Source organism: Bacillus cytotoxicus NVH 391-98, assembly GCF_000017425.1.
GTDB lineage: Bacteria > Bacillota > Bacilli > Bacillales > Bacillaceae_G > Bacillus_A > Bacillus_A cytotoxicus.
The window spans coordinates 1276008-1302323 of record NC_009674.1; the positions used below are offsets into that span (position 1 = coordinate 1276008).

The 26316-nt window shown below is 34.0% G+C and carries 24 protein-coding genes and 2 pseudogenes; 12 read left to right on the top strand and 14 right to left on the bottom strand.

Annotated features, from left to right (window positions below; translation table 11 throughout):
- Positions 1-153 precede the first annotated feature (153 nt).
- Both BCER98_RS06260 and BCER98_RS06265 read left to right on the top strand, forming a co-directional pair.
- Complete coding sequence (locus tag BCER98_RS06260) at positions 154-363, top strand: hypothetical protein (protein ID WP_011984241.1); 210 nt, start codon at positions 154-156, stop codon at positions 361-363.
- Between the two features lie 97 nt (positions 364-460).
- Positions 461-1303: a hypothetical protein gene (locus BCER98_RS06265; protein WP_011984242.1), complete on the top strand. Its 843-nt coding sequence runs from the start codon at positions 461-463 to the stop codon at positions 1301-1303.
- A 52-nt stretch (positions 1304-1355) separates the two neighbouring features.
- On the opposite strand, the gene BCER98_RS06270 is transcribed toward BCER98_RS06265, so the two are convergent.
- Positions 1356-1553, bottom strand: a complete 198-nt coding sequence (locus BCER98_RS06270; RefSeq protein WP_011984243.1) for a hypothetical protein — start codon at positions 1551-1553, stop codon at positions 1356-1358.
- Positions 1554-1661: 108 nt separating this feature from the next.
- Here BCER98_RS06270 and BCER98_RS06275 point away from each other — a divergent pair, with 108 nt between their 5' ends.
- Together BCER98_RS06275 and BCER98_RS06280 are read left to right on the top strand one after the other, a co-directional pair.
- Positions 1662-2762, top strand: a complete 1101-nt coding sequence (locus BCER98_RS06275; RefSeq protein WP_011984244.1) for a site-2 protease family protein — start codon at positions 1662-1664, stop codon at positions 2760-2762.
- 122 nt (positions 2763-2884) lie between these two features.
- Complete coding sequence (locus BCER98_RS06280) at positions 2885-3427, top strand: hypothetical protein (RefSeq protein ID WP_041809571.1); 543 nt, start codon at positions 2885-2887, stop codon at positions 3425-3427.
- A 375-nt stretch (positions 3428-3802) separates the two neighbouring features.
- On the opposite strand, the pseudogene BCER98_RS23805 reads toward BCER98_RS06280, so the two are convergent.
- A pseudogene (locus BCER98_RS23805) lies at positions 3803-4112 on the bottom strand (transposase); the annotation flags it as partial.
- 138 nt (positions 4113-4250) lie between these two features.
- Here BCER98_RS23805 and BCER98_RS06285 point away from each other — a divergent pair.
- The 3 genes from BCER98_RS06285 (at position 4251) to manA (ending at position 9261) form a co-directional block, all read left to right on the top strand.
- A complete protein-coding gene (locus tag BCER98_RS06285; RefSeq protein ID WP_011984246.1) occupies positions 4251-6197 on the top strand; it encodes a BglG family transcription antiterminator in 1947 nt (648 codons plus the stop codon).
- A 155-nt stretch (positions 6198-6352) separates the two neighbouring features.
- A complete protein-coding gene (locus tag BCER98_RS06290; RefSeq protein ID WP_011984247.1) occupies positions 6353-8299 on the top strand; it encodes a PTS fructose transporter subunit IIABC in 1947 nt (648 codons plus the stop codon).
- A 14-nt stretch (positions 8300-8313) separates the two neighbouring features.
- Entirely contained in the window at positions 8314-9261 is a 948-nt protein-coding gene (gene manA / locus BCER98_RS06295; protein ID WP_373367227.1) for a mannose-6-phosphate isomerase, class I, read from the top strand.
- 471 nt (positions 9262-9732) lie between these two features.
- Here the strand turns inward: manA and BCER98_RS23615 are convergent.
- Positions 9733-9852, bottom strand: a pseudogene (locus tag BCER98_RS23615) (IS3 family transposase); the annotation flags it as partial.
- Positions 9853-9873: 21 nt separating this feature from the next.
- Positions 9874-10311, bottom strand: coding sequence for a DDE-type integrase/transposase/recombinase (locus BCER98_RS20745; protein ID WP_308806024.1), 438 nt, complete (start codon positions 10309-10311; stop codon positions 9874-9876).
- A 676-nt stretch (positions 10312-10987) separates the two neighbouring features.
- On the opposite strand from BCER98_RS20745, the gene hmpA reads away from it, so the two are divergent.
- On the top strand, positions 10988-12196 hold the full coding sequence (hmpA, locus tag BCER98_RS06305; protein WP_011984249.1) for an NO-inducible flavohemoprotein: 1209 nt from the start codon (positions 10988-10990) through the stop codon (positions 12194-12196).
- A gap of 27 nt (positions 12197-12223) precedes the next feature.
- On the opposite strand, the gene BCER98_RS06310 is transcribed toward hmpA, so the two are convergent.
- Positions 12224-12736: a Crp/Fnr family transcriptional regulator gene (locus BCER98_RS06310; protein WP_011984250.1), complete on the bottom strand. Its 513-nt coding sequence runs from the start codon at positions 12734-12736 to the stop codon at positions 12224-12226.
- Positions 12737-13003: 267 nt separating this feature from the next.
- Here BCER98_RS06310 and BCER98_RS06315 point away from each other — a divergent pair, with 267 nt between their 5' ends.
- Positions 13004-13228: a hypothetical protein gene (locus tag BCER98_RS06315; RefSeq protein WP_011984251.1), complete on the top strand. Its 225-nt coding sequence runs from the start codon at positions 13004-13006 to the stop codon at positions 13226-13228.
- 286 nt (positions 13229-13514) lie between these two features.
- Here BCER98_RS06315 and BCER98_RS06320 read toward each other — a convergent pair whose 3' ends face one another.
- The 3 genes from BCER98_RS06320 to BCER98_RS06330 all read right to left on the bottom strand — a co-directional run bounded on the left by BCER98_RS06320 (position 13515) and on the right by BCER98_RS06330 (position 16064).
- Positions 13515-14315 carry a sulfite exporter TauE/SafE family protein gene (locus BCER98_RS06320; RefSeq protein ID WP_011984252.1) on the bottom strand — a complete coding sequence of 267 codons (801 nt, stop codon included), beginning with the start codon at positions 14313-14315 and terminating at the stop codon, positions 13515-13517.
- 118 nt (positions 14316-14433) lie between these two features.
- A complete protein-coding gene (locus tag BCER98_RS06325) occupies positions 14434-15432 on the bottom strand; it encodes an inorganic phosphate transporter (protein WP_011984253.1) in 999 nt (332 codons plus the stop codon).
- A gap of 11 nt (positions 15433-15443) precedes the next feature.
- Complete coding sequence (locus BCER98_RS06330) at positions 15444-16064, bottom strand: DUF47 domain-containing protein (RefSeq protein ID WP_011984254.1); 621 nt, start codon at positions 16062-16064, stop codon at positions 15444-15446.
- Positions 16065-16376: 312 nt separating this feature from the next.
- On the opposite strand from BCER98_RS06330, the gene BCER98_RS06335 reads away from it, so the two are divergent.
- On the top strand, positions 16377-18416 hold the full coding sequence (locus BCER98_RS06335) for a transglycosylase domain-containing protein (protein WP_011984255.1): 2040 nt from the start codon (positions 16377-16379) through the stop codon (positions 18414-18416).
- Between the two features lie 31 nt (positions 18417-18447).
- Here BCER98_RS06335 and BCER98_RS06340 read toward each other — a convergent pair whose 3' ends face one another.
- Positions 18448-18879 (bottom strand): hypothetical protein, encoded by a 432-nt coding sequence (locus BCER98_RS06340; protein ID WP_011984256.1) that lies wholly within the window; start codon positions 18877-18879, stop codon positions 18448-18450.
- A 167-nt stretch (positions 18880-19046) separates the two neighbouring features.
- On the bottom strand, positions 19047-20300 hold the full coding sequence (locus BCER98_RS06345) for an ATP-binding protein (RefSeq protein WP_011984257.1): 1254 nt from the start codon (positions 20298-20300) through the stop codon (positions 19047-19049).
- Between the two features lie 103 nt (positions 20301-20403).
- Between BCER98_RS06345 and BCER98_RS06350 the strand changes: the two genes are divergently transcribed.
- Positions 20404-21249: a DUF72 domain-containing protein gene (locus tag BCER98_RS06350; RefSeq protein WP_011984258.1), complete on the top strand. Its 846-nt coding sequence runs from the start codon at positions 20404-20406 to the stop codon at positions 21247-21249.
- Between the two features lie 361 nt (positions 21250-21610).
- Here the strand turns inward: BCER98_RS06350 and BCER98_RS06355 are convergent, their stop codons facing one another.
- From BCER98_RS06355 to deoD, 4 genes are all read right to left on the bottom strand, one after another.
- Positions 21611-21793 (bottom strand): DUF3924 family protein, encoded by a 183-nt coding sequence (locus BCER98_RS06355; RefSeq protein WP_011984259.1) that lies wholly within the window; start codon positions 21791-21793, stop codon positions 21611-21613.
- Between the two features lie 131 nt (positions 21794-21924).
- Entirely contained in the window at positions 21925-22455 is a 531-nt protein-coding gene (locus tag BCER98_RS06360) for a tyrosine-type recombinase/integrase (protein ID WP_011984260.1), read from the bottom strand.
- A 107-nt stretch (positions 22456-22562) separates the two neighbouring features.
- Positions 22563-24368: a sensor histidine kinase gene (locus tag BCER98_RS06365; protein ID WP_011984261.1), complete on the bottom strand. Its 1806-nt coding sequence runs from the start codon at positions 24366-24368 to the stop codon at positions 22563-22565.
- Positions 24369-24644: 276 nt separating this feature from the next.
- Positions 24645-25352, bottom strand: coding sequence for a purine-nucleoside phosphorylase (gene deoD, locus BCER98_RS06370; RefSeq protein WP_011984262.1), 708 nt, complete (start codon positions 25350-25352; stop codon positions 24645-24647).
- A 199-nt stretch (positions 25353-25551) separates the two neighbouring features.
- Here deoD and BCER98_RS06375 point away from each other — a divergent pair, with 199 nt between their 5' ends.
- Positions 25552-26316, top strand: a complete 765-nt coding sequence (locus tag BCER98_RS06375; protein ID WP_011984263.1) for a hypothetical protein — start codon at positions 25552-25554, stop codon at positions 26314-26316.

Consider the following 26316-nt stretch of genomic DNA (forward strand, 5'->3'; position numbering starts at 1 on the left):
TTTGTAAAAATTGTGTAAAACAATATAAAGGATTGTTAAATTTACAGATAAATAAGACGATTATGGGGGGAGAGAAGGAATTTTAAAATTTTATAGAGAATAATACAACAATCCACTTGCTGGAAAGAACAAACCTAAAAAGAGGTGGCAGAAATGCTTGCAATGGGAGTTTTATTGGGGATTCTCGCTATTTGTGGTTTTATATGGTTATATTATTCACGTTCATTTAAACAAGCAGAAGTGTTACTCCTTCCAAAAGGTAGTTTGTTGGCAAACCAGTCTAGATATTTAGTATGTCCAAAGTGTGGAAGTGCACAGGCTAGAAGTGGAGGCTATCAAGAGTGTTGCAAAATGAGATTATGAAATGAGGAAGCCTCACAGATAGATGTGAGGCTTCCTTACGCTTTTATTAGTGCAGATTATAAGTATTTCTTATACTTAGTAAGATAGAGGGGATCGAGTGAAGAGAAAATATGTATTATGTCTATGGATAATCTTGCTTGTATCATGTAGTAAAATAGGACAGCCGAAAGAGAAAGGACAAAACGAAGAGATGGTGAGTAGTGTGCAAGAAAGCATAAAAGTTACCATTTTACAAAAAGGAAAGATAGAAAAAATTTTGAAAGAGGAAGAGGCAAAACGGGTAGTAGATATTATTCATAAAGCTAAAAAACAAGAGATAATAGGGAGCTTCGGAGAACCTGAGTATGAAATACAAATTGAGAAGGAAGGGAAAAAGGAAATATACCGTGCATGGCTTAGAGGAGAATCTCGCGAAGGGTGGCTTCAAAATGAGAACGGAATATATAAGATTCCTAAACAGGAGACAAAGCAGCTTCTAGCTCTCCTTCCAATGATTCATCATAATCATATAGAGGGGGGGAGTTTAGCAGAAGTAACAAAAAATGATATGCAAATTACAGCTTTTCATATTAAAGTAGACAATAACAACGCACATTATACTATATTTTATACAATCTCAAATTCTTTATATAAAGCGTTAGAAACTGAAAAAGAATATTATTTTCAAATTGTGTTTCCAGAAAAGATTCAACAAATAATTGGACGGAAAACGAGTGAAATGATTTTAGGAGAGCAAGTAAGAGAAGGATATAAGCAATATGAAGCTCATTTTATCGTGCCGCTTAACAATGTATCAATTTCACAGCAAAAGGCAATAGAAGTATATTATGATTATTATGATTTATACATGTTAAATCATAACAAAGAAAGAATAGGTATATTTCAAAATATTATTCAAATTGTAAAAGATTATGGTGAAAAAATGAATTTTCAAAGATGAATGTAATCTTTCCTAGGAAATGATAATGGAGCTAGCCAAGAGGTTCGCTCCATTACTTTGTTTTTGCAGAAGGTTTATTCATTGATTTTCTTGTAATAAGATAAGAAATCATGAGAGCAGAAAGAATAATTAGAGAAATAACGAAATGATTCGGTAACAAGTCTAATAATAAGACGTAACTAACTGTATAGAAAATGAATGTAGAAGCTAAAAAAGAAAGAGTTCCTATTATGAAAACTTGTAATGTCATGTTATAACCTCCTTTCATTTATATTTTTGGCTAAAATTAGATGTTATAAACATAGTTTCCAATAAAAGAGCAAATTATGGCATAATAGAAAGAAAAAAGGAGAAAATGATGCAAAAGAAAAATACAAAGGGATTATGGGGAATTTTGGCTGCAGTCGGAATCTTTTTATTTTCTAAGCTGAAATGGGTATTAGCAATTTTGAAATTTGCTAAATTTTCAACAGTATTTAGTATGTTGTTATCACTCGGAGCATATGCAGCTATATATGGTTGGAAATTTGGAGTCGCACTCATTTATTTACTTTTCGTACATGAAATGGGACATTTATGGGCGGCGAAGCGAAAAGGTATACCTACGTCACCGGCAATTTTCATTCCATTTATGGGTGCGTTAATTGGAATGAAGGAGATGCCGAAAAATGCAAAGGATGAGGCGTATCTTGCTTATATGGGACCTTTATTTGGTTTGTTATCATTTTTACCAGCTATTCCGCTTTATATGCTAACGAATGAGCCATTCTGGGCACTCGTGATTTTACTGGGAAGCATGTTGAACTTTTTTAATTTAATTCCGGTATCGCCTTTAGATGGCGGAAGAATTATTTCGGTTGTTAGCACGAAAATTTGGATTGGCGGTCTTGTTTTATTGCTTGGCTATTCCATTTTCTTTACAAGTATTATCGGATTTTTCATTTTTGTTATAGGATGCATGGAACTGTATCGAGTAATGAAGCGTGATAAGCCGATTGAAGAATTAGGTTACAAAGTAGAAATATTAAAAACGTATCTTTCTAAATTGCAAGAAGAGTTTCTTGAAACAGGAGCAGTGCATCGAACGCTTTATGTAGCTCACCATGAAATGGGACAATTGAGACAAAAGGCGAAAGAAAAGAAGCTTGAAACAGGAGAAAGCCAAAAAATTGAAGTATTAGAGTATATTGTGCCTAAATTTGAAGCGCTTGATTATGTGCCATATGAAGAGGAAAAAGAAGAACATACCAATCGTATGAAAGAAGCGATCGCGTTATTAGAAACAAAAGGAAATCAATGGGAGAAGGAAAAGAAACAACAAGAGGAATATTATAAAGTCGATGCGAAAACAAGGTGGATTGTATTTGGTTGTTACATTGGTCTACTTGTCATATTAGGCTATGCTGCTTATGAAGGACATGTGATTCTACAGCAGTATTTACCAGCGCGAAATGTGTAGAAAAACAGTGTTGAAATGATAAGAAGTATTTATACAGGAATTCTTTTTCAATTAGAGAATGTTACAAATATAACGATTTATAGAAATAAATGTAATATTCCTAATAGAAAAGGAGTCGGCATATGAAGAGGATATTGGGTGTACTGGGAATGATTATGATAATGGGGCTTGCAAGCTATGGATGTATGAAAGTATTGTTACATTATGCAAGTAAACCTGCTGGTGTATCGACAATGCCTAAAGTAGATGATGTGAAGGAAAAAAAGCATGTATTACAATTTATCCGTACAACTCATGAAGACTATAATGATTTTTTAAATTACGGTAAAGCGGATCAATATACAGAGGGAGATTGGAATCATCTTGTGAAATGGTTTCAAGAACAAGAGCAGTTTCTAAAAGGTATACATAAACAAGTGAAAAATGAGAAGATAAAGCGCGATGTAAGACGGAGTTATGACGTTATGAAAATGGGTATAGAAGCACGGAATATTGAATATGTTGTATATGCTCATCGAATTTATCATGATTTAGATATCATTGTAAATAAGTATACGGGTGAGACAAATATATGGGGATATACGGAATTTGGAGACGGAAAAGAGGTGCAAGTTATTGAACAAGTTCTCCAAAACAAAGAGGTTTTGCCAAAAGTATCGGAATAGCTACTTTTGGCAACCTCTTTTTTTACGTATTTAGTTTTTTGTATTCAGTAAAGTGAAATTAAAGCTAGAAAATTGCGTATTCGGTAAAGAAAACTACTGACTTTTATTAAATAACTGCACCGAAGTCATATTATGAGAATAGCATGTGCTAGCACTTATTTAGTATCCCTCACTACTTTTGACATAATCTTTGTAGTTCATTTTGGAAAAGCAAAAAAGAAATTATGGTAAATAAAAGAGAAGGAGCTGTCCAAAAAGTTCCTTTAAATGACTAAAACCCATGGAGAAAATGTAGTTTCTCCGTGGGTTTTGTTATTTTTTTGATTTTTTTCCTCAAACGAGCGTTTTTTTTTCGCCTGTTTGAGGAAGTTGTGGGCTATGGCGATTAGCCACAAACTCAATCGCTTCTATTTTTGTTCTATCCAAAAAGTAGTTCTCCATAGATATGTAGTTTTGTTTTCATAAGAGCTGAATGAATTCCGAGAAAAGAGGTTCAATCCTATCTTTCATTCGTTCGGAGCGAATGCGATTAATCGTTCGAAAATCCGGCATTTGTTGCCCAGATACTCACATCATTGGTAGGTGTTCTCGTAATGATTTGGCAATATCACGACAAGAATAGATTTTTTTGCGTATACGTATAGAGAATCACTTTTGTCATCATTTTTGGGTGGTAGGAACTAGGGGCAGCCCCTTTTCTAATGATTTTCTGATCTGGGAAATCATGTTTTTTCTTCTCTTGACCAGATCAATTATAAGAGAGTACAATATCTGGTAAAGTAATGCATGTAACATAGAAGAGTATAAGAGACAGGTGAAATTCATGAATACAAGACAAAAAGAAATTTTGCTTCTGTTGTTATCTGAACCTAATGACTATTTATTAGTACAATACCTTGCAGAACAAGTAAATTGCTCCGAAAAAACAATTCGTAATGATTTTAAAGTAATTGAGGAATATCTGACGAATTATTCGAGTGCAGTTCTTGTAAAGAAACCGGGCTTAGGGGTTTACTTAGAGATTGAAGAATATGAAAAGGTAGATTTATTTAATAAACTTTATCGTATAAATAATTGTACAACGTATGAATCAGATGAAGAAAGAATCCTACGAATTGCTTATAACTTGTTAATGAATATAAAAGCAGTTACTGCACAGGATATGGCTTCTCAACATTTTGTAAGCCGGACTACTATAAAAAAAGATTTAGATAAAATTGAAAAGTGGTTACATCATTTTGACTTAACTGTCGTTTCAAAACAGCGAGTAGGATTGATTATTGAGGGGAATGAAAAAAACAAAAGGAAAGCGTTGGCTAGATTATCAGATTTAATTTGTAACTCTGAACTAACGAATCAATTTATTAAGGAACAATTTTCATATCATGAAGTTGAATTTGTTACAACTGAATTGAAAGCGCTCCAAAAACGATATGAATTGTTTTTTTCAGATGATGCATTTGAAGGATTATTAATACATACGTTGCTTATGGTACGGAGAATGAAACTGAAGCAACCCATTTTAACTTCTGAAGAGGAAATGAAAACAATGCAAGAAACTAAAGAATACAAATGGACATTAGAGTTTTTAAAACGATTAGAGAGTGTTTTCGCGGTTCATTTTACAGAAGAAGAAGCAACGTATTTAACAGCTCATATTTTGGGTGGGAAATTCCGTTATCAAGATAAAACAGGAGGAGGGGATAAACTTACTGAAAGTAATCCGATCCTTTCTAAGGTTGTAAAGCAACTAGTTCAATGCATGACACAGTCGTGTGAAATGGATTTCAGTAGGGACCAAATTTTAATCGAAGGATTAACTATTCATCTATACACCACATTGAACCGCTTGAACTATGATCTTTCTGTATCTAATCCTATGCTACATGATATAAAAAGAATGTATCCTTATATGTTTAATATGTTGATTCAGGTATTAGAAGAAATAAATAAATCTCTAAATCTATGTATTCCGGAAGAAGAAGCAGCATATCTCACTCTACACTTTGAAGCATCTGTTGAACGGTTAAATCATCAGGAAAAATCAAAAAATGTAATTATTGTCTGTCATCTAGGAATTGGTATGTCACAGCTGTTACGGACAAAAATTGAGCGGAAATTTCATCATGTCCATGTGATGGACTGTATTGCAAAAGCTGATTTACATGAATATTTAAAGAAACATCGCCAGGTGGATTTGGTTATTTCTACCGTTTTTCTCTCGGATTTAAATATTCCTCATATTGTAGTATCCCCATTATTAGAGGGAACGGAAGAAAAGAAACTAGGAGACTTCATAAAAGAATGCGATGAACCGAGTTATAAAAAACAAAAAGATTTTGTTATGCTTAATTATACATCTCCATTTTTAATATTTTTACAACAAGATGTACAACATCCATATGAATTAATTGAAAAGTTAGCATATGCTTTACATAGTAAAGGGTATGTAGACAAAGAGTATGCAGAAAATGCGATTGTAAGAGAGAAGATGTCGGCAACAACAATTGGAGCTGGGATTGCGATTCCTCACGGCAATCCTAAGTTTATTAAGGAGTCAGTCATTGCAATTGCTACATTAAAAGAACCGATTGATTGGGGGGCAGAGAAGGTATCACTTGTATTTATGCTAGCAGTTAAAAGTGATGGACAAGAGGTAACGAAACGATTGTTCTACGAGCTATCTTTAATAAGTGAGCAACCATACTTTGTTCAAAAGCTGACGAAAGAAACAAATGTAATGAAATTTTTATCCTATCTACATAATTAAACGAAAAGTGGAGGTCTAAATACTTCACTTTTTTGTTTGTTTAGGTAAAAGAGTTATTTTTCCGGAAGTTCCGGTAAAAAATGAAACTTTTATTATCATAATATTAATTTATATTATATGTAGGCGCTTACAAAGCAGTGTGAGGAGGACTAAAAATGAAACTGTTAGCGATAACATCGTGTCCGAATGGAATTGCCCATACTTATATGGCAGCAGAAAATTTGCAAAAAGCAGCAGATAAATTAGGGGTTCAAATGAAAATTGAAACCCAAGGTGGTATAGGGGTAGAAAATGAGCTGACTGAACAAGATATTCGAGAAGCAGACGGGATCATTATAGCTGCTGATAGAGCGGTAAATAAAGATAGATTCATAGGTAAAAAATTATTAGTTGTCGGAGTTCAAGATGGTATCCGTAAACCAGAGGAATTAATTCAGAAAGTAGCAAGTGGAGATGTACCCGTCTACCATTCACAATCGAAAACAGTAGCAAGTAATCAACAGGAAAGAAAGCAAAATCCGATATATCGTCATTTAATGAATGGTGTATCTTTTATGGTGCCATTTATTGTAGTTGGTGGATTATTAATTGCAATCGCATTGACGCTCGGTGGAGAAAAAACACCTGGAGGTTTAGTAATTCCAGAGGGATCTTTCTGGAAAGAAATTGAACAAATTGGCGGTGCATCATTTACATTTATGGTTCCAATATTAGCTGGATATATTGCATACAGTATAGCTGATAAACCTGGTCTTGTTCCTGGTATGATTGGTGGATATATTGCAGCAACAGGAAGCTTTTATGGAAGTGAAAGTGGCGCTGGTTTTCTTGGCGGAATTATCGCTGGTTTTCTAGCAGGTTATATAGTATTAGGAATTAAAAAAATAAAAGTCCCGAAGGCGATTCAACCTATTATGCCAATCATTATTATTCCAGTGTTTGCTACACTTGTAGTTGGTTTAGCATTTATATTTATTATAGGTGCTCCTGTCGCACAAGCTTTCGAGTTATTAACTGCTTGGCTGGCGGGTATGCAAGGATCGAGTTCAATTCTCTTAGCATTGATTTTAGGAGCAATGATTTCATTTGACATGGGTGGTCCAGTCAATAAGGTTGCATTCTTATTCGGTTCAGCAATGATTGGAGAAGGAAACTATGAAATTATGGGGCCAATTGCTGCAGCAATCTGTATTCCACCAATTGGAATGGGACTTGCTACGTTTATAGGAAAGAGAAAGTTTCAAGAGTCAGAAAGAGAAATGGGAAAGGCATCATTTACAATGGGACTCTTTGGTATTACTGAAGGAGCTATCCCATTTGCTGCACAAGATCCACTTCGTGTGATTCCAAGTATTATGGCTGGTTCAATGACAGGTGCTGTGATTGCGATGATTGGGCATGTAGGTGATAGAGTGGCACATGGTGGTCCAATTGTTGCAGTGTTAGGAGCAGTAGATAATGTATTTATGTTCTTTGTAGCTGTAATTGTTGGTTCTATTGTGACTGCACTTGTGGTAAACGTGTTGAAAAAAGATATTTCAAAAGCCGACATGTCAGAAGTAGTAGAAATAAAAGAAGTTTCAGCGACAAAAGAAATACCACAGGTACTACAAGAAACAGAAGTAGAAAGCAAACAAGTAGAAATAAAAAAATTAACAGATATTACAAGTTTAGAGTTAATTGAAACAGATTTAACAGGAGAAACACGAGATGACATCATTGATGAAATGATTCAAAAATTAAACCATATTGGTGTACTGCATTCAAAAGCAGAATTTAAACAAGCGATTATGAACCGTGAGAACGAAAGTACAACAGGAATTGGTATGAATATTGCGATTCCACACGGGAAATCAGCTGCTGTTAAGAAACCGAGTGTAGTATTTGGGATTAAACAATCGGGCATAGATTGGAAAAGCCTTGATGGAACGAAAGCGAAATTAATATTTATGATTGCAGTACCAAAAGAAAGTGAAGGAAATGAACATTTAAAAATCCTTCAAATACTTTCTCGGAAACTAATGGATGACAGTTATAGAGAGCGTTTATTATCCGTCCGAACAAAAGAAGAAGCATACAAACTATTAGATGAAATTGTATAGAATGGAGGAGTTTAATTATGACTGAACCATTATTTTTTGCACCTGTTTTTAAAGAAAGAATTTGGGGGGGAACCCATTTAACTTCTTTTGGATATGAGATTCCATCAAATCAAACTGGAGAGTGTTGGGCTTTTGCAGCGCATCAACATGGACAAAGTATTGTTAAGAACGGAAAGTATAAAGGGTTATCTTTAGGTGAATTGTGGGAAGAACATCGAGATTTATTTGGAAATGTGGAGGGAAAGCGTTTCCCTCTTCTTACAAAAATTTTGGATGCTAATCAAGGTTTATCTGTTCAAGTTCATCCAAATGATGAGTATGCCAATGTGCATGAAAACGGAGAATTGGGAAAGACAGAATGCTGGTATGTAATCGATTCCGAAGAAGACGCAGAAATTATTTATGGACATCATGCAAAAACAAAAGAAGAATTAGTGACTATGATTAAACAGAAAGAATGGAATCAACTGTTACATCGTGTGAAGGTGAACCCGGGAGATTTCTTCTATGTGCCAAGCGGAACTGTTCATGCAATTGGTAAAGGAATTTTAATACTAGAAACGCAGCAAAATTCTGATACAACCTATAGATTGTATGATTATGATAGAAAAGATTCAGAAGGGAACTTACGTGAACTTCATCTTGAAAAGAGTATTGAAGTAACTGAAACACCATGTATACAAAAGCAGTTATCGGTGAAACATGAAAAAATAGAAGATTTGAGTGTAACAAACTTTATTGAATGTCCGTATTTTTCAGTGGAAAAATGGGAGTTAGATGGATCAGCTAGTTTAAAACAAGAAAAACCCTTCCTTCTTGTTAGTGTAATCGAGGGGGAAGGGGAATTAATTAAAGAAGGCGAACACTTCTTCTTTAAAAAAGGAGATCATTTTCTATTACCTAGCTACTTTGGGGAATACAATTTGAGAGGTAACACTAACTGTATTGTTTCAAGTTTATAATATATTAAGTTAATTATCTATATATAAAATTATAAAATTATTGTTATTAAGTACGGTTCTAGTGCAAAGAATACCTATATTTGAAAGAGGTATATAGATTCTTAATGGAATTTTTATCGCGCAACTATTCTAAATAGTTGCGCGATAAACTTTAGTTGATTTTGGACAGGCTGATCCCGTAAAGTAAGTAGTCTTTTTTCATCATATGCATAGCTTCTATTTCAGAAAGAATGGATATAGCTGTTTCAAAGTATTTGAACTCTAGATAGAATGGATCCGTTTCTTTATAAAGCGAAGATCTTGTTTTACTATGTCTTTTGTTGTCTAAGTCGAGGATGTTTCCATCAAACAAAATGCTGTATATAGGTTCGTTATCATTATTACACATGTATATGTAGTATCGGAAAAGGGTGTTCCATAACTAAACTGTATCCTTTAAAATGGACAGTTTCATAAAAAGAACTTTAAAAATCAAGCACTTAAAAGATGATTCCGGTATTGTACCGGAATCATCTTTTTGAGTGTCCATTGATAACGGTCATAATGATAATCTTGCATATACTCGTCTATCACTTCTGGGTGACATTGTAATGTTTGACAACATTTATCATTTCATTCATCCTTCATATGACCGAAAAAGGATTCCATTGGAGCGTTATCTAAGCAGTTGCCTCTACGTGACATAGATTGTCTGAGCCCCATTTCTCTTACTCGCTTTTGGTATTCCGGATGAGTGTAATGAACACCTTGATCGGAATGAAGCAGGACTTCTGGATGAATGGTGCCTCCGAATCTAACTTTCCATTTTTTGAGTGTTTGATAGACGATCTCCATTTGTAAAGAGGGAGAGACGTGATAGGCTAAACTCTCTCGCATCTTACAATCTTTTACACACGATAAATATGCTTTTTTCCCTTTCTCATAAAATAAATACGTCATATCGGTTACCATCTTTTGTTCCGGTTGATTCTTTTCTAGTTGTTTCCTTACCTCACTGTAAATGATTATTCTTAAAGGTACAGTTTTGCTTGTATAAAGTTGTACAGAAATGCTTTAAATATCAGCAGAAATTGTGTGTTTCTAGAACTTGACTAACGCCTTTCGCTAACGCTTCAGTTGTTGGCACACATATATTGAAATGGCTTTGTTACACAAATCCTATTCAAGGATATGTATGAAAAAAGTAAAAAAACAATGTACAACAGATATTCCTGTACATATATTTTTGACGAAAATGGCTTAGTAGCTATATTTCACTTATACTTCCTCAATCATTTTAGAGCATATTTATTCAATCAAAAGTGTACATCTCAACACTAGCATTTATACCTCACTTCTATCGTTGTATCTATTATAACGAGGTTTGCTTATAAATATACACAAAAAAACCGAGTCATGGACTGTTTTTAGTGTTCACGATTCGGGGTACAGTTCGTAGAAGGAAATTAGTAAGTTTCATTTCCTACAAAGTATTCTGTTATCCGTATAAAAGGAAAATATACAATGGTGTATGATATAGAACTCGTTTTATAATAAATCGCCTTTATGAATCGGTCAATCTACTTCTGCCTAATTTTTATGATATGAGAACTTTATTGTAGGATAAATTTAAATTGTTCATATATTTTTCACAAAAACACCGTGTTTATAGTGATTAAAATCACAACGTTCCATCAAAAACTCTTTTACACTAACAGTAGTCAAGGAAACAGAGGAGTGAGATACAATGTTAAGTCAAAAAACAATTGAAATTGTAAAATCAACAGTACCATTATTACAAGAAAAAGGTGTTGATATCACGACACGCTTTTATCAAATTATGTTTGCGGAACACCCGGAGTTATTAAATATTTTTAATCATACAAACCAGAAAATAGGAAGACAACAACAAGCGTTAGCAAGTGCAGTGTGTGCGGCGGCTATGTATATTGATCACTTGGAAGCCATTATTCCTGTTGTCAAACAGATTGGTCATAAACATAGAAGCTTAGGAATTAAAGCTGAACATTATCCAATTGTAGGAAATTGTTTATTACAGGCAATTAAAGAGGTAGCAGGCGCACCGCAAGAAGTGTTGGATGCTTGGGGCGAAGCGTATGGTGTAATTGCTGATGCATTTATTCGTATCGAGGCGGAAATGTATGAAGAAGCAGCAAAAAAAGAAGGCGGCTGGAAAGAGTTACGTAACTTTATTGTTGTGAAAAAAGAGAAAGAGAGCGACGTTATTACATCGTTTTACTTAAAACCAGAAGACGGTGGAGAACTATCAATGTTTTTACCTGGTCAGTATGTAACGGTTCAAATTCGTATAGAAGGAGAAACGTATATACATAATCGCCAGTATAGTTTATCGGATGCTCCTGGAAAAGAGTATTATCGTATTAGTGTAAAACGTGAAACAAGTGCAGAAGCACCGGATGGGAAAGTTTCGAATTATTTACACGACCATGTTCACGAAGGAGATATTTTGCCACTCAGTGCACCAGCTGGAGACTTTGTATTAAATATAGATTCAAACTTACCGGTTGTATTAATAAGCGGTGGTGTAGGAATTACGCCTATGATGAGTATGTTTAATACGTTAACTGAGAGAGAAATGGACCGCGATGTATACTTTATTCATGCAGCGTTAAATAGTAAAGTCCATGCAATGAAAGAGCATGTCCAAAAGGTAGCAGAAAGTAAAGAAAGAGTGAAAGTATATACTTGTTATTCAGCACCAACAAAGCAAGATGTACAAGCGGAAAATTTTGAGAAAGAAGGACTTATTGATTTAGCTTGGTTACAATCTATTATTCCTTCAAATGAAGCGGAATTTTATTTCTGTGGTCCAGTACCATTTATGAAACATATCAATGCAGTGTTACTAGAGTGGGGAGTTCCAGCTGATCGTATTCACTATGAGTTCTTTGGACCAGCAGTTAGCTTACAATAAAGAGAATTTACCAAATCAAAAACGAGGTTATTTCACCTCGTTTTTGATTTGATCTCGTAATAAACGATTTACGGTTTCACGTCGCACACCAATGAGTTGACCAATTTCAGTTTGCGTTAATATTTCATAAATCGGAATGCCACCTAAATATAATGAAAACCATTGTTGTAACCGATGAAGGCGCTCCCTTGGCGAGACCGTTGTTAATTGATCAATTCGCTGTTGCATCATTCGTAATTTCGTTTGTAACTGTAGTGCAACGTTAGCATATAATTCTGGATTTTTTCGCAGCTTATCATACCATTCTTGACTCATAATAGGTTCAATTTCAGTTTTCATTAAAGCGATGGCTGTTCCGTGGTATTCTTTAGGTGAAATTAAAGAATGATGAGGAATTGTCTCACCTGGAACAATAATATTAAATAAAAATGGTGTTCCATCTTCTTGTAATCGAACCACTTTTAATAGACCTGTTTTCACAAAGTATAAGGGTCCTTCTTCACCTTGACGGAATAATAGCTCTCCTTTATGTAAAATCAATGTTAGCACCTCATTTAAATATTCCTATGTATTTTATTTTAATCGATATAGTCGAATTTGTGTTTATAATATGCATGTATATGTTCATTCGTTTTTTCATACTTATTTTTTTCGACATGGAGCGAAAGTAGAAGACATGATAAACCATGCTTTTTCTATTTTGTATCCATGTTGTAATTGTATTGACGAAATATATGCTATTACAGTAGTATACTATTTAGTGTGTAATCGTACGAACCATGAATATGCTGTAGGGGGTTTAGTATATTGTTAGATCCGAAAATGACTGATATGAAAATACCAGCTAATGCAATCATACATGTGGAAGAGATGAAAGGCGGAGTCGTTCTATCCGTTGTAATAGATGGTCAAATCATTTATACAATGGCTTACGATGAGAAAACTGATAGTTATGCTGAACTATATGATCGAAATGACAAACGAGCGTGCCAAGTACATGAAGATTTTATGGGATGGTCACTCCTTCATTAAAAAGATGTCGATATGACATCTTTTTTATATAATAGATAGACTATACAAAGGAATGCAATAAAGAGATTTAATCTGTAATAATTGATTTTGCATTGTTAGTGCTTTGTAACGATAAGATAGCTGTTTTTTCGCTATGATAAGGGTAAGCAGTTATAAGGAGTGATTCACTTGAGAAAAATGTATATATCAAATTTCATGTTGCTGTGTATGTGCATTGTCCTATGTATTGTGTTAGGTGTCTTTTTCTATTCGTGTGTATAAAAAAACGCATTCTAAGGAGAACGCGTTATAGGAATGAAGTAATAATCAACCTTGCCCCAAGGATTATTAATGTAATGCGTAATAAGTTAATGATTGCATTGCCACTTAACTTTGTATTAATATAAGCCCCGATTTTCCCTCCAATCCAAGCACCTGGAATTAAGATTAATGCATAAATCCAACTTACATTACCAAGGGAGATGTGAGTGAAAGAACTTACTATTGCTGATAATAAAACGATAAACATGGAAGTTGCAACAGCGATTTGAGCTGGAAAAGCAAACAACAGCATCATAGCAGGAACGAGTAAAGCTCCTCCGCCAATGCCGAATAGTCCAGATATGAAACCGACTATAAATGCGATAAGGATAGAAAGAAATGGCGGAAACTGATAATAAGCAGTATTTCCCTCAGTATCCGTGAAAGAACGCTTAATAACCGTTGCATTTGATAAGGAAAGAGGTTTCAGCTTATCGCGTAACATAAGAAGAATCGATACGCAAATAAGAAAGATTCCAAAGTATAAAGAGAAAGTATCTTGATTTAAAAATTTGTTTGCCCACGATCCAATGATGCCACCAGGGCCACTACCAATAAATAAAATAAGCCCACTTTTATAATCTACTCGTTTATGCTTCACATAAGCAAGCGTAGAAGAAAGGCCTGTGAAAACAACAGTTACAATGGAAGTCCCTACTGCGATTTGGGGCGATAAGCTATGTAGTCCAATCAGTAAAGGAACAACGATAATTCCTCCTCCTAGCCCTACAAGACTTCCAATTGTTCCTGCAATTAATCCAATAAAAAGTAGCATGATATATTCCAAAATTGCCAACTCCTCTATATAACAAGTCCAACATTCATTATACACACTTTTTGATAAGAAATAAGACTGTTCACAAAAAAGTCGCCTTCCTGGAAAAAATAAGGAAGGCGACTTTTGATTAAAAAATGAAATGTAATGCGTAATAGAATAAAGCTGCTAAAGAAGCGGAAATTGGGAGTGTAATGACCCAAGTAATTAACATTCTTTGGGCAGTTCCCCATTTTACACCTTTTACACGATGTGATGCTCCTACCCCTAAAATAGAGGAAGAGATGACATGTGTTGTACTAACTGGCAAGTGAATAAATGTTGCACCGAAAATAACAAGAGATGATGATAAATCGGCAGCTACCCCATTTACAGGGCGGATTTTCATAATTTGTCCACCGACAGTTTTGATAATTTTCCACCCGCCAATAGAAGTACCAAGTCCCATTGCGAGAGCACATGAGAATTGAACCCAGAATGGAATATCTTCAGAACTATGGAGGTTGTTTGTCATCAGTGCCATTGTAATAATACCCATTGCTTTTTGCGCATCATTTGTACCATGTGTATAAGCTTGTAAAGCTGCGGTTCCAACTTGGAATAAACGGAAATTTTGGTTTGTTTTTGTTAAGTTGAAATTTTTAAAAGCGACTTTAAAAATACTGTATACAATAAATCCAATTACAAATGCAACAATCGGTGAAATAATTAATGATTCGATGATTTTAATAAATCCTTTAAAGTTAATGGATGCTACACCAGCAGCAGCAATTGCAGCACCCGCGATTGCACCAATAATTGCATGCGAAGAACTACTTGGGATTCCATAGTACCAAGTAATTAAGTTCCACGCGATTGCAGCAAGTAAAGCGGCTAAAATAACTTCTGAACCGTGTTCTAATGCAAACGGATCAACGATATCTTTTGTAATTGTTTTTGCTACACCAGTAAATGTCATTGCACCTAAAAAATTCATAATAGCTGCCATAATAATCGCTTGTCGTGGCTTCAAAGCTTTTGTAGAAACAGCTGTTGCAATGGCGTTCGCTGTATCATGGAATCCGTTAATAAAGTCGAAAGCTAAAGCACAAATGACTATTAAAACAGTTAAAATCAAGACTGTATCCATGATCAAACTCCTTATGCGTTCTTCATAATAATTGTTTCTAACACGTTTGCTACGCTTTGGCAGCTATCAGCTACTTCTTCTAATTCTTCATAAATTTCTTTGAACTGAATGATCTTAATAGGATCTTTTTCACGAGAGAATAGATGCTTAATGGCATGACGACGAATATCGTCACATTGTGATTCGTAATCTTTAATCTTAATCGCGTTTGTACGAATGTCAAGCAGTTTCTTATTAGACATTAATTCTACAGAAGCAGCAATCTCGATTGCACATTGATTAATTGCTTCAACGAATTTAATCATGTATTCATCAGCTTCTGTGATAGAGTACATTTCAAATAAACCAGCACTGTGATCTAATCCGTCTAATACATCGTCCATGCTCATTGCCAGTTGTAAAATGTCTTCACGTTCAATTGGAGTGATAAACGCTTTGTTTAGCTCCATAATGATTTCGTGAATAAATGAGTCACCCTTTGACTCGTATTCTTTCATGCGCATAGAAAATTCTTTGAGATCACTAGCGTTCTTAATTTTATATTCCACAAAGAACTTAGCGCCTTCTTTTAAATTTTCAGAAACGTTCATTAACATTTCAGAAAATTTATCTTTTTTAGATTTAAAAACCATTATTGTTACCCCCACCGAAAAGTAATATATGTAAAATATATTGGCTAATCAATTCTAACAAAAAACTGTCGTTTTTTAAAACATTTTATCGAAAAGTTTACAAAAACTTAACATAACTTATCTTGATGCATTAATAATATTAGTAATCAACTGTGAATATCTTACTTGTAGAATGTCCTTTTCTTGTAAAAAGTATGAATGTAAAAGAAATACTTTACACCTAAGAATGGATTACGATATTATAATGAATTTAAAAGGAGGGAGTTTCTTCCTTTTAATACAAGAGTGTAAAGGAATGAAGGAAGTGGATAAATGAAATTGGACAACACTCATTTTAAGAACGTGCTTGAGTGGTTCAACAAGAGAAAGAAACTGCGCAATACATTATTGATTTTAGGTGGTTTATTCATAACTCTCTTTGTTGCAATAAATATAATGATATCCATTCAAGACATATCAGCATTAAAACAAGCAGTTCCACAACCAACACTTATTTATGATGCAAATAATGAAGTGGCAGCTAAGTTATCGTCTTCTAAAACAGAAGGAATTAAAAGAAAAGACATACCTGATATTATGGTTCAAGCCATAATATCAGTAGAAGACAAACATTTTTATAACCATCATGGAATTTATTATAGTGGAATTTTGAATGCTATATTAAAGAATGTTACTGCGGGTGAAGTCATTGCGGGAGGGAGTACAATCACGCAACAGCTTGCGAAAAATGTATTTTTAACACAAGAACGAACATTTTCAAGGAAATTTAAAGAATATTTTTTAACGAAAAAAATAGAGCGCACATATACGAAAGATGAAATTATTGAGATGTATATGAATCAAATTTATTTTGGTGAAGGCGCTTGGGGGATAAGGAAAGCTGCTAAATCATATTTTGATAAAGAAGTGAAAGACTTAACGATAGCAGAGGCTGCTACCATAGCTGGTCTTATTAAGGCTCCGTCTACTTACTCCCCCTATAAAAATTTCAATAAATCCATTGAAAGACGGAATATTGTGCTAGCTTTAATGAAGGAGCAAGGGTATATTTCGGAGGAACAATATAGCAAAGAAAAAGAAAAAGGACTTGTGCTACGCCGAGGTGTAGATGATAAATATAAAGGGAAATACTCACAATATGTAGATTATATTGTAAGAGAAGCAATGGAGAAATATGATTTAACCCAAAATGAAATTTTAGCTGGTGGTTATCACATTTATACCGAACTTGATCCTAAAAAACAGCAAGCGGTAGAAGATGTTGTTAATAATAATAGGTATTTTAAAGATCGTAGCTCAGATCAATTACTTCAAACAGGCATTGTACTGATGAACCCGAAAACAGGTGGTGTTCCGGCACTAGTTGGTAGCAGGGGACCATATCAATTTTTACAATTTAATCATGCGACGCAATTAAAGCGTCAACCAGGATCAACGTTAAAGCCGTTTGCAGTGTACGTACCAGCCTTAGAAGAAGGGTATGAAGTATATGATATATTGAAGGATGAACCACTGCATATAAAAGAATATGCACCTCAAAACAGCGATCATATTTTTCATGGGGATGTGACGATGTACGAAGCGATTGCAAAGTCGTATAACGTATCAGCTGTTTGGCTATTGAAACAAATCGGTTTAGAAAAAGGGCTGAAATCGTTAGAGCGTTTTGGTATTCCGTTGCAAGAAGAAGATCGTACGTATCCTATCGCACTCGGTGGAATGCATACAGGGACTTCCCCATTTGTTATGGCTCAAGCGTATGCGACATTTGCTAATAATGGAGTGCAGGTAGAGGGACATGCAATTCGCGAAATAAAAAATACTGAAGGCGAAACAGTAGGGAAATGGTATAAAAAAGAAACACGTATAACAACCGAAAAAGTTGCCCAAAAGATGACATATTTATTAAAGGGTGTTGTTGAAAAAGGAACGGGTGAAAAAGCAAAGCTGAAAAATATTGATACAGCAGGAAAAACAGGAACAACTCAAATTGTAGGTGGTCCAAGCAGCGGGGCAAAAGATTCATGGTTTGTAGGGTATACCCCAGACTTAGTAGGAGCAATTTGGGTTGGATATGATAAGACAGACCATGAGCATTATGTGCCAAGTGGCAGTCATATTACAACAACGATGTTTCGGGATATTATGAACAAAGTAGGAGAAAAAGCATCTCAAAAAGCATTCCAGTTATCCTTAATACCGGAGGCTGAATATACAAAACAGTTACAAACAATTGAAGAAGAAAAAAGAAGGAAAGAAGAGGAGAAAAGAAGAAAAGAGGAAGAACAGCAAAGAAAGGAACAACAGAAAGAATGGATTGATAAGGTAAAAGAGTGGATTCCATTTTTTTGAAAAGAGGCGATGGAAACGTTCGCCTCTCTTTTTATGGCATGTGGATGTTTATATTTGCTGCAGTTGATGATGTATAAATAATCGAAATGGTTCCTTTACGAATCGGTTCATAAGGTAGATCTTCTTCATATTGTCCGTTGTTTTTATTGTGGATGGATAGAGTCATTTCATGTAGTCCTTGATTTTGATAACGCTGTTGGAGTTCACTTGCAATTTGAGCGAAGTCTTGATAAGTGGAAGCTTCTGTAATGAGCATTCCCTTTATCACTCTTTTTTCTTTATGAGGGGAAGACGAAAGAGGTATCAGAGTTTGTTTTGCATGTACGAGCTCGTATGGAGCGGTAGCGCGGTTTTCAGCTGCGTTTGATGTTATGGTATAAATCAAAGTAAACAAGAGTCCTGAACATAAAAAAATACAAAATATGAGGACGATCCCAAAGTGTTTTGACAATAAAACTTTCATTTTCATCCCTCTTTCATGTCATTTGTCTTCATTACTTATCATACAAAATTAGCATTAAGATAGCGTAAATTTGAAGTAAAGAAACGTAAAAGAGGGATGTATAAAAGAAAGAGCCATGTTATCACGAAGGAAAGAACATCTTGTGACAACATGGTTCTTATCATTTCTTATATTTCATGTTTTTTGGGGGATAACGGAATAGAAATAAAAAAGGTTGTACCATTTGAATCACTAGCAACCTTTAAGGTACCAGCATGATTTTGAATAATTTTTTTCGTAACAGATAATCCAAGACCAGTTCCATCATCTTTCGTAGAAAAGAATGGATCAAATATATAATCTTGAATTGCTGGAGGAATACCAATTCCATTGTCTTGAAATGTAATGCGTACAAAATTTTCTAGACGATGACTTGTAATTTTAATAGATAGAGGCTTATCGCTCTTTGCATCAACAGCATTTTGAAATAAGTTTAGAAAAACTTGAACAAGTTCATGCCGATCAATCGGAACAAGTACATCTTCCAATTCAGAAGATAGATTATATTCGATAGAGATATTATGTAAAAACGCTTCGCTAGCAAGCAATTGCTGAATATATTCACGTAAAAAATTGTTGATAGGAAATGGTTCCCGTTTAAATTCGTGAGCTTTTGAAATCGATAAAAATTTTGTAATAATACTATTTGCACGATCTAATTCAGGAATTAGTAAGTTTTTAAAAAGTTCTTTATGAACAGGTGAAACATTTTCTTGTAAAAATTGTAAATATCCTCGTACTGTTGTAAGTGGATTGCGAACTTCATGTGCAATTCCAGCAGCAATTCGCCCAGATAAGGCGAGCTTTTCTGCATCACGTTCTGTATTCAAATAATGAAAAACACTAATCACGCGGAAAATTTCACCATTTTGATCACGAATAATACGATTGTTACAAATACCATAATTTTTATCTAATATTTCTTCATTATAGTTCTCTTTTCCCGTTTTTAATGTTTCTAGTGCTTTTATTTTTTCTGGTGGCAATTGTAATAAGTCTTGAATGGGTTTTCCAATTATAGCGCTTCTTACTACACCGAAATCATCAGCAGCAGCTCGATTACATAGTGTAATGATTCCGTTTTTATCAATAAAAGTCACATGATGAGAAAAAGCATCGAAAATATGAATGAAGTGCTTTTCTAGTTGTTCAAATAGAAATAAAGAATCACAAGTAAGTTCAAAAATTGGTTCTTTGTCTTCCTTTGGAATATGCTGGATAGAATACGCCTTCCCCTTCTTCTGCATCTGTAAGCCGAGCTGAGAATTTTTATATGTAAAATGATGTGGCAAGTGATTCAATAGTTGCTCATAAAAACGAACTTTATTTTCTAGCTCTTTTATTTGATTTTCCTGAGATAAAATAGTATCCTCTTGAAGCATAAGTAAATAACCCCTCAATTTAAAAATTCTTCCATATAGTATATCATATTTTGACAGAGAAACTAGTTTCATTTGATGAAAGACAAGGAAAGGAGGAGCATAAATGATTTCTATTGGATTAACAGGATGGGGAGATCATGACTCTTTATATACAGATTCCTACGAAAATAGAAATAAATTACGAACATATAGTGAGTATTTTCCTATTGTGGAAGTCGATAGTTCATTTTATGCGATGCAACCTGCTCGCAATTATACAAAATGGGCAGGAGAAACGCCGAAAGATTTTTCGTTTGTTGTAAAAGCATATCAAGGAATGACTGGGCATATGCAGGGAGAAATCCCATTTGCAACAATTGAAGAGATGTTTGAAGTATTCAAACAATCCATTCTACCTCTTCAAGAGGTAAATAAATTACAGGCGATATTATTCCAATATCCACCATGGTTCGATTGTCAGAAGAAAAATGTAGAATTGCTGCGTTATACAAAGGAGAAAATGGAAGGGTTTCCATGTGCCATAGAGTTTAGAAATCAAACGTGGTTTCGCCCTCATATGCATGATAAAACATTACAATTTCTAGAACAAGAGAATTGGATTCATACAATTTGTGATGAACCACAAGCGGGTATTGGTTCCGTTCCGCTTGTATTAGAAGCAACTCATTCTGACATGGCACTGATCCGTTTTCATGGACGAAATGTTCATGGCTGGCTCGATAAGAGCGAAAATTGGAGGGCAGTTCGCTGTTTATATCGCTATAATAGGCAAGAGTTGGCGGAATGGGTAGACCGATTAAAACAGTTGCAGAAGAAAACAAAAAACATATATGTGCTATTTAATAATAATTCAGGTGGGGATGCAGCTGATAATGCAAAACAATTGATGGAAATGATGAATATTACATACGGGGAGCCAAAGCCAGAGCAGCTGAATTTATTTGAATAAGTAGAAGCTGATTGTTCTTGATGTATGTAGAAAAAAAAAGAAAAGCACTGTACAAACAGGGGGAATGTACAGTGCTTTTCTATATGAAAAAGAGGGGTAACAATGTTACTGAGCGTTTGGTTGATTCATCAATTGTTGGCTTCATAATAAATGATAATGGTTATCATTATCATTGTCAATGGTTTTCAAAAATAAAATAAAAAATTTATATATATTTGAGAGGAAACGTCCTCCCTCTACTTTTACATTCGTTCAGAAAAAAGAGGAACTATAAACTTTTCGTAATGCCCTTAGGAAGATGACTTCGCTTCGATTTTTTTGAAGAAAAGGATGCTCTTATTTAAAATAATAAAAAACAGCATTAACGCTGTTCTTTTTCTATAACATATTGTTGTAAATCAAAAGGAGTTATTTTTTGAACAAACTCCTTGGAGATAAGTGTACTGTCTGAAATAGTAGCACCTGTTTTCTTTTGATACACTTGTTTTAATAAATCGAGTTTTTCAGCAATATCTTTTGGCAATTCAATTGTTAATGTGCTCATCATTTTCCCCCTTATTGTTAGAGTACCGCTATAATACTAGGAGAAACAAGAAAAGAGACTGTGAAACATAAAAAAGGTTACCAGCAATTAATTGTTGGTAACCTTTTTTATGTATAAGAACAATATCTACTTTATGCAATACCGATATATTTTAAAGTTTTTGATGGGGTACTATGGTCAAAGAAGTGTTGTAAAAATGCGATATCAACACCAGATTTATATGCACAATATCCCCAAGTTTTTCGAAGTGTATGTGAGCTAATCCCTTCTAAACCAACTTCTTTTGCTGCTTTATTTAAAATATACCATGCATGCTGCCTTGTAATAGATTTTGTTCCTTTTTGAGACTTTAATAATGGTTCATTTCGTTTCCATGATTTACGTTCTTTCATATACTCTTCAATTGCGTGCTGTAAGTCTTCATTTACAGCGAACCATTTATGTTTTTTCACTTTTTCATTGTAAAATAAAATGGAATGACGAACAGTGTCATTTTCATCGATGACATCTCCAACTTTTAATTGTAAGATTTCACTTACTTTTAGGCCAGAGTTAACTGCTAATACGAATAATAGGCCATCACGTTTTGAAGATTGTAAAAGTATATTTTTGATTTTTTCTAATTGTTTCTCGTTTTGAATAGGTTGTCCTGCTTGTTTCATTTTATGCACTCTCCTCTTTTATATGTGTAAAGGAAAGGATTAACTTGGTTACTACTATAAAGGGAGAGTGTGAATTCCATGTGAACTCCTCGTGAAATTAAGACAAATTATTTGACTTCTTTTACTTTTTGTAAATCAAAATAAAAAACAACCCCGTTGTCGATATTATATACACCGTAATTAGCATGGTGTAATTCTAAAATATTTTTGACAATAGATAGACCAAGTCCAGTTCCACCAGTATGGCGGCTTCGTGAAGCATCTAAACGGTAGAAGCGATCCCATATTTTTTGTAAGCTTTCATCTGGAATTGGGTTACCGTTATTTTCAATTTCAACTTTTACTTTCTCTTCTCCATCTATCACACGAATACAAATATGCTTTGTATCAGGAGTATAACGGATGGCATTACTTAGTAAATTCACAACAACTTGTTCAATACGATTTCGATTTGCTTTAACGTATATAGAACAATCTATATCCATTTCTACCTGTAAATGTTTTTCTTCCATACTAAATAGTAACTTTGTATATACTTGCTGAATAAGATCCCCAATTGAAAAAGTCGTCATTTCTAATTTATAGGTACCAGACTCTAGTTTGGCTAGTTCTAACATTTCGACAATTAATCGATTCATATTTTCTGTTTCTTCTAAAATGACGTCCGTATAGTACGTTGTATCTTTACTAACACCGTCTTTAATTCCTTCTGCAAAACTTCTAATCACACTGAGTGGTGTTTTTAATTCGTGAGATACGCCAGAAATAAATTCTTTTCTTGTTCGTTCTAATTGTCGTTCTCTTTCAATATCTTGTTGTAATTTTGTATTTGCAATATTTAGGCGATCAATACGGTCTTTTAAATTAACCGATAGCGTATTAATACTACTAGATAGACTGCCAATTTCATCGTCTGCTGAAATTGGTAATTTTTCAGTGAAATCAAAGTTAGCCATTTTTTTTGTGACTCGATTCATTTTAATAAGCGGTTTTACAATGATTTTTGAATAATAAAAGGATAATAAAATAATAACAAAAAATACGATGATAAGTGCATACACGTAGTAATCTTTTAAAACAAGCATCGCTTCATTAACAGGTTGCAACGAAGTCATGGCGAAAACAAATTCTTTAATATGTCCACTTTCTACAATAGGTTGTACGAAAATTTGACTTTTACTGTCATCATCGTCACCTACTGGATAAGTAGTAAGTTCATTTGCGTTCGCATTATCAGGACTTGATGCAAAGTTCCATTGTTGAATGGCATACAATGTTTCTATATTATTTGCAAGGCGAATTTCATTTTTAGACGGAAGGTGAATTTGAGAAATAACACCTTCAAATGTACGAATCGTATATTTTGACTGTCCTTCTGTGTACTTGTTTTTTGGAGTAATCAATGGCCCAATGTCAGCTAAGAGATTATCATTTCGCCATACATTATAATTGGTTCTAATTTTAGTAGGGAATATTGAATTTTGTCTTACAATCCCCTGAACTTGGATAGGATCGTTTACCTTCAACTGTAAATTTATAAATTTATTATATTCATCAATTGTTAAAATATTGTTAAGAGGAATCATAAGCTGTTTATTAGATAAACGATCAACGATTTCAATATAGTAATTATTTTCACTTTTTATGCTTCCATCTGAACCTAATAAGACAATATCGGAATTGGTTTTATCATGAAACTCTTGTTTTAGTTTTCTTACTTCTTCAAATGTACCATCACTTTTTTCGTAACTTGTCACAAATTTTTCAAAGGCCGTTTGAACTGTTTTTATTTTTTTATCAATATAAAATTTTTCTAAATATAAAGATTGTCCAATGAAAAAGAGGAGAAAAGTAATCGTAAATAGTGCCGCTGTTAATAAAAAAAGTTTAAAGACAATGCTTCTTTTTTTCACTTCTTCACCTCAGTATATGCATATAAATATTTTCTTTATTATAACAAACGATAGTAGTAAGTAAAAATTGAAAATCTGTCTCTGTTTAGAAAAGTTTTTTGTAAAAAGTCATATACTCGTATGAATGGTTTTCTAAATATATTTATATATCATAGCGTGTTTTAGTACATTTTTTATGAGTAGTAACGTTCTTACTTTCAAATGTAGCAAAGAAAGAAGTTATCCTGAAATATGAAAAAAGAACTCGCCAGACGTATGACGAGTTCTTTTACGCTATTATTGTTGGATTGCTGCTTCTAAAGCAATTTCAATCATTTCGTTAAATGTAGTTTGACGCTCTTCTGCAGTTGTTTCTTCTCCCGTAAAAATATGGTCACTTACTGTTAATACAGATAGGGCATTTACACCATATTTTGCTGCCAATGTATAAAGTGCAGTTGTTTCCATTTCTACTGCTAATACACCGTAATCACCAAGTTTTTTCACCATATCCATGCTCTCGCGGTAGAATACATCTGCTGTTAATACATTCCCAACACGAATATGAAGTCCTTTTTCTGTTCCTGCATCATATGCTTTCTTTAAAAGATCAAAGTTTGCAGCTGGTGCAAAATCGAAACCAGGGAATGTTAAACGATTAATATTAGAATCTGTACATGCTGTCATTGCAATAATCACATCGCGTACTTTAACATCTTTTTGAATGGCCCCACAAGTTCCTACACGAATTAAATTTTTTACTCCATAGCTTTGGATTAATTCGTTAACGTAAATGGAAATAGAAGGTACCCCCATGCCTGTTCCTTGAACAGAAACACGTTTCCCTTTATATGTTCCAGTGAACCCTAGCATACCACGCACATTATTATAGCAAGTTACATCTTCTAAAAATGTTTCCGCGATATATTTTGCGCGTAATGGATCGCCAGGTAATAAAATAGACTCAGCAATTTCCCCTTGTTTCGCTTCAATATGAACGCTCATAAAATAACCTCCTTCATTATGTATGAATACAAATCAATATCATCTGCATTATACACTAGTAATACTACTAATTTAAATCTTTTTCTTACTTTTAGTAAAATAGAAGGATTTCATAAATGGTTATATAGAATACATAAAAAAGAGAGATGGAGTAACGAAATAAGAACCCGAATTGGTAAAAAATGCGGTGGGTGATTTGATGAAAAATCTTGGGATTGCATTTGTAGCTTTATTCTTGCTTGTTGCTGGAGGTTTTTACATAAAGAAATATCAAGGAATAGCAGAAACAACTGCCATGATTCAAGAAGTGAAATGGGATATAAAGAAAGGAAAAGAAAATAAAAAAGTAGATCTTGCATTTCAGTTGTTTAACAAAAAGAGCAATGCGATTCGAGGGGTAAATGATCAACTTCGAGCAGTTGTTGTAGATGAGAATTTAGGAGAGATACAGGAGGTAAAACCTATCTTTATCGGTAGTGGATCCTATAAAATAACGCAAAAGATAGAGAAAAGTAAGGAATATACAGTTTTTTTATATGAAGACCATAATAAAACGGAATCATCCTTTTCTAAGAAAAACTTTGGAGAAAAAAATAAGAACAAGCCAAAAGGTTTGGTAGGAGATACCATTTTAACAAAGAAGATTGGTGACCACCAAGTTTCGCTTTTATTTGGTGCTCTACATCCAAATGAAGCAGCTACATTAACGTTTCAGTTTCAAGCTAAAAAAGGGGAGAAGCTGAAAATAGGCTCTCATCGGGGAGTAAAAAGTACACTTTCCATTGTTGATGAAGAGAGAGAACATTTTATATATGGAGTACCTTTTCATGTGGAAGAACAATTGCAGTATCGTATAACATTTCCACAAGAAGGAACATATAAAATATGGGGGACGTTTTATTTAAATGATAAAAAATATAAACAGGAGTTTATTGTTCAAGTACAAAAGCGAAAAAACAGCTAA

What these genes read in the sequence shown, in the direction of transcription:
- BCER98_RS06260 (WP_011984241.1), top strand. Translation starts at nt 154, where the DNA reads ATGCTTGCAATGGGAGTTTTATTGGGGATTCTCGCTATTTGTGGTTTT.
- BCER98_RS06270 (WP_011984243.1), bottom strand. Translation starts at nt 1,553, where the DNA reads ATGACATTACAAGTTTTCATAATAGGAACTCTTTCTTTTTTAGCTTCT.
- BCER98_RS06275 (WP_011984244.1), top strand. Translation starts at nt 1,662, where the DNA reads ATGCAAAAGAAAAATACAAAGGGATTATGGGGAATTTTGGCTGCAGTC.
- BCER98_RS06280 (WP_041809571.1), top strand. Translation starts at nt 2,885, where the DNA reads ATGAAGAGGATATTGGGTGTACTGGGAATGATTATGATAATGGGGCTT.
- BCER98_RS06285 (WP_011984246.1), top strand. Translation starts at nt 4,251, where the DNA reads ATGAATACAAGACAAAAAGAAATTTTGCTTCTGTTGTTATCTGAACCT.
- BCER98_RS06290 (WP_011984247.1), top strand. Translation starts at nt 6,353, where the DNA reads ATGAAACTGTTAGCGATAACATCGTGTCCGAATGGAATTGCCCATACT.
- hmpA (WP_011984249.1), top strand. Translation starts at nt 10,988, where the DNA reads ATGTTAAGTCAAAAAACAATTGAAATTGTAAAATCAACAGTACCATTA.
- BCER98_RS06325 (WP_011984253.1), bottom strand. Translation starts at nt 15,432, where the DNA reads ATGGATACAGTCTTGATTTTAACTGTTTTAATAGTCATTTGTGCTTTA.
- BCER98_RS06330 (WP_011984254.1), bottom strand. Translation starts at nt 16,064, where the DNA reads ATGGTTTTTAAATCTAAAAAAGATAAATTTTCTGAAATGTTAATGAAC.
- BCER98_RS06335 (WP_011984255.1), top strand. Translation starts at nt 16,377, where the DNA reads ATGAAATTGGACAACACTCATTTTAAGAACGTGCTTGAGTGGTTCAAC.
- BCER98_RS06340 (WP_011984256.1), bottom strand. Translation starts at nt 18,879, where the DNA reads ATGAAAGTTTTATTGTCAAAACACTTTGGGATCGTCCTCATATTTTGT.
- BCER98_RS06345 (WP_011984257.1), bottom strand. Translation starts at nt 20,300, where the DNA reads ATGCTTCAAGAGGATACTATTTTATCTCAGGAAAATCAAATAAAAGAG.
- BCER98_RS06350 (WP_011984258.1), top strand. Translation starts at nt 20,404, where the DNA reads ATGATTTCTATTGGATTAACAGGATGGGGAGATCATGACTCTTTATAT.
- BCER98_RS06355 (WP_011984259.1), bottom strand. Translation starts at nt 21,793, where the DNA reads ATGAGCACATTAACAATTGAATTGCCAAAAGATATTGCTGAAAAACTC.
- BCER98_RS06360 (WP_011984260.1), bottom strand. Translation starts at nt 22,455, where the DNA reads ATGAAACAAGCAGGACAACCTATTCAAAACGAGAAACAATTAGAAAAA.
- deoD (WP_011984262.1), bottom strand. Translation starts at nt 25,352, where the DNA reads ATGAGCGTTCATATTGAAGCGAAACAAGGGGAAATTGCTGAGTCTATT.
- BCER98_RS06375 (WP_011984263.1), top strand. Translation starts at nt 25,552, where the DNA reads ATGAAAAATCTTGGGATTGCATTTGTAGCTTTATTCTTGCTTGTTGCT.